The 6183-nt window shown below is 32.9% G+C and carries 7 protein-coding genes; 4 read left to right on the top strand and 3 right to left on the bottom strand.

Annotated elements, in window-relative coordinates; translation table 11 throughout:
* Positions 1 to 90 precede the first annotated feature (90 nt).
* From cutA to QZ659_RS04810, 4 genes are all read left to right on the top strand, one after another.
* Entirely contained in the window at positions 91 to 399 is a 309-nt protein-coding gene (cutA, locus tag QZ659_RS04825) for a divalent-cation tolerance protein CutA (protein WP_291722692.1), read from the top strand.
* Positions 400 to 405: 6 nt separating this feature from the next.
* Entirely contained in the window at positions 406 to 960 is a 555-nt protein-coding gene (locus QZ659_RS04820; protein ID WP_291722689.1) for an STM3941 family protein, read from the top strand.
* Between the two features lie 10 nt (positions 961 to 970).
* The gene (locus tag QZ659_RS04815) at positions 971 to 2524 is read left to right on the top strand and encodes a tetratricopeptide repeat protein (protein WP_291722686.1); all 1554 of its coding nucleotides are present in this window, start codon (positions 971 to 973) and stop codon (positions 2522 to 2524) included.
* 90 nt (positions 2525 to 2614) lie between these two features.
* Positions 2615 to 2962: a hypothetical protein gene (locus QZ659_RS04810; RefSeq protein ID WP_291722683.1), complete on the top strand. Its 348-nt coding sequence runs from the start codon at positions 2615 to 2617 to the stop codon at positions 2960 to 2962.
* A 44-nt stretch (positions 2963 to 3006) separates the two neighbouring features.
* Here the strand turns inward: QZ659_RS04810 and QZ659_RS04805 are convergent, their stop codons facing one another.
* The 3 genes from QZ659_RS04805 to QZ659_RS04795 all read right to left on the bottom strand — a co-directional run.
* A complete protein-coding gene (locus QZ659_RS04805) occupies positions 3007 to 4764 on the bottom strand; it encodes a sodium:solute symporter (RefSeq protein WP_291722680.1) in 1758 nt (585 codons plus the stop codon).
* A 123-nt stretch (positions 4765 to 4887) separates the two neighbouring features.
* Entirely contained in the window at positions 4888 to 5037 is a 150-nt protein-coding gene (locus QZ659_RS04800) for a hypothetical protein (RefSeq protein ID WP_291722677.1), read from the bottom strand.
* Positions 5038 to 5187: 150 nt separating this feature from the next.
* A partial coding sequence (locus QZ659_RS04795) for a DUF5685 family protein (protein ID WP_291722675.1) occupies positions 5188 to 6183 on the bottom strand: 996 nt, incomplete at its 5' end.

Genomic DNA, 6183 nt, shown 5'->3' with positions numbered 1-6183 from the left:
CAGTTACCAGTTACCAGTTACCAGTTACCAGTGCAAAACTACGTTTCTTGAATGGTTATTGTCTTTTAAGTCAAAAAATTCGTAATTCTAATGTCAAAATTATATATTTTCTATATTCCTTGTAAAGATGAAGCTGAAACCTCATATCTTTCAAAGCTACTCTTAGATGCAAAACTCATTGCTTGTACTAATTCAATGCCTATCAAAAGCTGTTATTTTTGGCAAGGAGAAATTCAAAACGATGATGAGCAGGTTCTGATAGCCAAAACGCTACCACAGAAATCAAAAGAAGTTATGAAGTTTGTAGAAAAACATCATTCTTATGATACGCCTTGTGTTGCCTCTTGGGAAATTGAAGTAAATCAAAAGTATTTTGAATGGGTAGAAAGTCAAATGTAGATTTTTATGGAAGAAATTAAATTATATAAATCACCACGACAAGGATTTTTTCTATTTCTAGTAGGATTTATTTTCTTTGTTATTGGTGTAGTGATGATTTCAGATAATAACTCTTTTGAAGGTTGGATGTGTACAATTTTTTTTGGATTATGTGCTTTATTTGGCTTGTATGTAATTTTAGATAAGAAGCCTCAAGTTATAATTAATGAGACAGGAATATGGCAAAGAACTGCATTTTGGAAAAAACATAACCTTGATAATATTATTGAATGGAGTTCTATAAAAGAAGTATATACTCGTTCTGTGAATAGTAATGAGTTTCTCTGTCTCGTTCTGACAGAAAAAATAGAAAAAAAGCCAAGTTTGCTGCAAAAATTCAATAAAAATATGGGCTTTCAAGACATAAATATCAACTTAGGACTCATCAGAGTTGATGAACACAAATTAGCTGAATTTGTCAATCAAATGCTCTATGCCAACGAAGAACAGAAAAAATATCTCCTTCAAAACTTCATTATTCCAAAACCTAAAGGTTTTTTGTCAAAAATCAAACTCTGGTAGCTTTGCATCTATGAAATCTACACGACTTCCTTTTCAAGAATTATTACCAAAAAGTCAAAAATTACTTTCTGTATTGGCTATTTTACCCAATGAAAATATTTTGAGTTCATTTTTAGAACTACATTTTTCTTTTGATGAAGGTGAAAAAAACATCGACCTTTTAAGTCCAATTTTAGGAGAAGAAAGTGGTGAAGACTATATCAAATCTATGCTGATGTCCATTGGCAACCCAAGTGAGGAATATGTTGATTCACACATTGAAAAAGTCAGATTAGAAAAAGGAAAAAAAGCACTAGCAGAACCAATAAAAACACTTCTTTCTCAAAACTGGATAGAAAAAACAGAAGAAAATGATATTACATATTATTTTCTACCCCAAGAAAATAGAACACAGCTTTTAAAAACTCAACAAGAACAGATTTGGAAACATACATATTCTTTTTTGCAAAGTTGGGAATACAAAATGCAGTCTGCTACACTTTTGGATAAAAATTATGAGGTATATTCAGACTATACTAAATATTTTTTACAGCTAAGTGAAACAGAAAATCCTTTTTTAGAGGTAGAAAATGGAATTATTCAAGACTTAATCGCTAAAATTTGTAAAAAAATAGCTCTTTATGGTTTTGATAATGAATATCTTGATGATGCGTTTTTCTTTATTGAAAAAGCTGCATTCCTTCAAAAAAAACTCACAGAAAAATTCCCCCAAAATACAGAGTATGAAAGTGAATTAGGAACAATGTATGAGAAATGGGGCGATATGCTCTATAAACTAGGACATACCAAAACAGCTTTTAGCTTTTATAACTTGAAAGTAGGCATAGCAGAAAAATTAGTCAAGTTATTTCCCAATGATGATGATTTGCTTTTTGATTTGGCGAGTTTGTATGGAGGAATAGGCAAGTTAGAATTTGAAAGAGAACATTATCATCAAGCTCTTGAATGGTATGAGTTGCAAGCCGATTTTATAAAAGAAAGAGAAGAATTGATGGAAGATGTAGATTACCTTCATTTATTACAAGAAGCCACAAATTACCTAGCAGAAATAAAAGATTTTCGTGATTATCATATTATGGCATTGGAAAGTAGAATAGAAAACTGTGATTATTTAGAAAAACTAGCCTACGAATTTTCAGAAGTTTTGACAGCAGAACAAGAAATAAATTATGCAGATAATTTGGCTAAAAATTTTCAGAAAATAGGCGATTTATATTATACAAAAAAACAGATTCCTCTTGCCATAGATTATTTTCAGTATCAGATAGACACCTACAAACACCTCATAGACGACGCAGAACATCAAGAGGATAAAGATTACTTTCAGAATGCTATGAGTATAGGCAAAGTAAAATTAGCAAGATGTTATATCAAAACAGAGCAAAACGAGAGAGCATTAGAAATATTAAAAGAAGCTGAACACCTTTTCTTGGACATACAAAGCCCCTCTTCTGATGAGGAAGACAGGCAAATAATTGAAAAAAGTCTCAAAGTAGTAAGAGATTTAATGAAGAAAATTACAATGCTATTTATTCTCTGTAACTTTATTCAACTTTTTTCGTAACAGTTGTGTTTCATATCAACATTGTATTTTATATATTGAACCCTCAAATATTTCATTTCGTAAAAAATAAAATCTTTTATCCAAAAAATTATGAGTAAAGCACGTGTTATTACCGATTTTGAAAAACTTTCTTCTGATTTACAAGAACAAATCAAACTTGTATATCCAGAAGGATATAGCCAACACCTCATTACTTTTAAAAATAAAGACAACCAAACCGTTAGTGCTTTGCGCTTCGAAACAGATGAAAAAATTTATCTAGTAAGAATGTCAGTAGCGACAGCTCTCCAGCTTATAGAAGACGATGATGATTTTGATGATGAAGGATTCTTGAAAGAAGAAGTAAAAAATCAGTACGAAGATGAACACGCTGAAGTAGATTATCTCTCAGAAAATGATAACTACGACGATGATTCTGATGACGATGACGAAGATTAATATTACCAAAAAAGACAGAGCTCAAACTCTGTCTTTTTTATTTCTCAATCATTTTTAGCATTCTTTCCACTACTTTTCAAAATAGATTCAAGTAAAACTCCTAACACAATTACCATCACACAGCCAATCAGATTGTACCACAAAAAGCCAATTTCGAAGGTTTCTCTTAGGAAAATGTAATGAAAAATAATGAGTGATTCGCTAATTATGGCAGCCACAAAAACAGCGTTTGATTTTACTTTCTTGATATAAAAAGCGACCAAGAATATTCCTAAGATTGTCCCATAAAAAAGTGAACCCAAAATATTTACAGCCTGTATCAGATTATCTAGCTGAGTGGCAAGCATCGCAAAAAATATGGCATAAATACCCCAAAACATCGTAAATCCTTTAGAGGCTTTTACATAATGTTCGTCATCTTTATCTTTTACCATAGAGCGTTTATAAATATCAATTACCGTCGTCGAACCTAGTGCATTGAGTTCAGAAGAAGCCGAAGACATCGCTGCCGAAAGCATTACCGAAACCAAAAGACCAATCAGCCCAATAGGCAGATAATCTAAAACAAAGTTGATGAAAGCATAATCCAAATCGTTATTGCTAAGGCGTTTTGCTTCTAACTTATCATTTTTATCAATACTGTTGATGATAGCTGTGGCTTTGTTTCGAAGTACATCATTTTGAGCATTATAAAGACGAATTTTATGAGCGTAGGTAGTATCTAATGTTCTATTTTGCTGCTCTGCTTTTTCTTTTTCTTCCAAAAAGTCAAAAATAACCTGCTTTTTCTCTTCAAAATTTTGTGAATACTGATTTTCTAATTGCTTGAGTTCCTCTGCTTTCACTATATTTTCTTGTACAAATTTTTCTTTCTTTACCTTGTTAAAAAAGATAGGGGGTTGATAAAACTGATAAAAAGCAAAAAGAAATACTCCTACCAAAAGAATCAAAAACTGCATTGGAATCTTTACCATTCCGTTCATCAGAAGCCCAACACGAGTTTGAGCAATAGATTTTCCTGTCAAGTAACGCTGCACTTGCGACTGGTCAGTTCCGAAATAAGAAAGAGCCAAAAATAGCCCTCCTATAATTCCAGACCAAACATTATAACGATTATTTATATCAAATTCTAAGTTAATGACTTCCAATCTGCCCACAGCACCAGCCACGCTTAGTGCATCTGTAACAGAAACTTCTTTAGGTAAAAGTGAAATCAAAATATATCCTGCTGCCACCATTCCAATCAAAATAACAAGCATTTGTTGCTTTTGTGTCTGACTAACTGCCTTTGTTCCTCCAAAAACGGTATAAGCAATCACAACAATTCCAATAATGACAATCAGATAATAAATATTCCAACCCAAAACCGTAGAGAGAATAATTGCAGGTGCATAAATGGAAAGTCCAGCAGCCAAACCACGCTGAGTAAGAAAAAGTGCAGCCCCCAAAGAACGAGTTTTTAAGTCAAAGCGATTTTCTAAATATTCATACGCTGTATAAACATTGAGTTTATGATAAATGGGGACGGCTGTAATGGACAAAATTACCATAGCGATAGGCAAACCAAAATAAAACTGTACGAAACCCATTCCGTTACCAAATGCTTGTCCGGGGGTAGAGAGAAAAGTAATCGCACTAGCTTGCGTCGCCATAATAGACAACCCAATCGTAAACCAGTTCATGTCTCTATCCGAGAGTAAATAGCCTTGTAAATTTTTACTTTGTTTGCGTGTCTTCCAAATTCCGTAAGCAATTATCAAAACTTGTGTCGCAATCAGTACAATCCAGTCTAAAGTATTCATTTTTTCAGTTAGCCGTAAACAGTTATCAGTAACCAGTAAGATGCACTATGTTGCATTCTCTGTGTAACTCTGTGTTTTAAAGTGTATTTGTATTTTCTCTTTTAACTCTCTAAACTCTGTGGTTTAAAAATTAAAATAACTTCCAAACAAATAAAAAAGAAGAATCAAAAATAACAGTTCTCCTATTACTACGCTATAAAACATCTTCCATGTTCCGAAGATAGGAGGTTTCTCAAATTCATTACTTTCATTTTCTTTTACAAACTCGTCCATAATTTTTGTAATTTGAATAACTATGATTTATTCCATCCTAAAACTAATCAAAACACTGCATTTATGCGAACCTTTAGCATTTTTTGTGTATTTATAATCCAACACAAATACTTACAAGCTAACTTTCTAATGAATTTGAAAGCTCTAAATTTACTCCTCCTCACCAGTAGTATCATTTTCACCTTTTTTCTTTTTCTTCTTCTTGCTCGTCGTTTCTTCCATACCAACATCGTCTGAATCAAAATCTTCAGAAGCAAAACAACAGCTACAAGCAGAAGCCTCATCATCATTATCTCCACATCCATTGCAACTACAACAGCTATCACAAGAACAACAATTATCACAACTACAACAACCATCACAAGAACAGCAGCAATCGCTATCTCCATCACAATCGCAATCACAGTCGCAATCATTTTTCATCAGAATAGGCTCTGTAATCGTTGTTTTACAGCTTTTCTGAATGCCATTTTTGATAATCTGACGCTCTAACCTTTCAAAAGCATTGTTGAGCCAGTCTTCAAAATCTAGATTTTGTAGTGTCTTTAGTTCATATTTTAGTTGGTAGAGTAGCCTTTGAAATTCTTGCTTGTAGAAATAATAGGCTTCTTCAAAAGAAATGTTTTCATTTTTTACTCTACTCAAAATTGGATTATATGCTCCTTTGGCTGCATCTTCTGCCCAATCTGTCAAAGCATCTGAAAGAGGAATAAGACGACCTATTTTATAGAAAAAATCTGATAAAAACTGCTTTTTGTCTTTCGGAATAGTCGTAAGCAGAGCTAGTTCTTCAAATAATGTTTTACTCAACACTCCTGAACTGTGTAGCGTGGTTTCAAAATTTGTAGGGTCGTTTTGTGTAATAAAAATATGTTCTTCAAAAGCATCCTGAGAAGTCTTTGAAAGCGAATTGTATATTTTCTGTTGTTTTTTATCCAACACTTTGAGTAGTAAACGAGCAATATTTGACTTCCTATCAATTTTTATGTCTGTCAGCTTTAAACTAGCAAGCAGAATAGAAAAATCGGCAGCCTTGTCAATGACTGGGTTGGTTTCAGTTCGGTGTGAGTAAACATATAGCTTCGCAGGACAAGCCGTTTTGATGGTTTTGCTTTTCGAATAGTAAGGACGTAAGGCAAGCAAAGC

The sequence above is a fragment of the Bernardetia sp. genome (genome assembly GCF_020630935.1).
Lineage (GTDB): Bacteria > Bacteroidota > Bacteroidia > Cytophagales > Bernardetiaceae > Bernardetia.
Note: the sequence above shows the minus strand (reverse complement) of the source record. Positions and strands in the feature narration are given on the sequence as shown.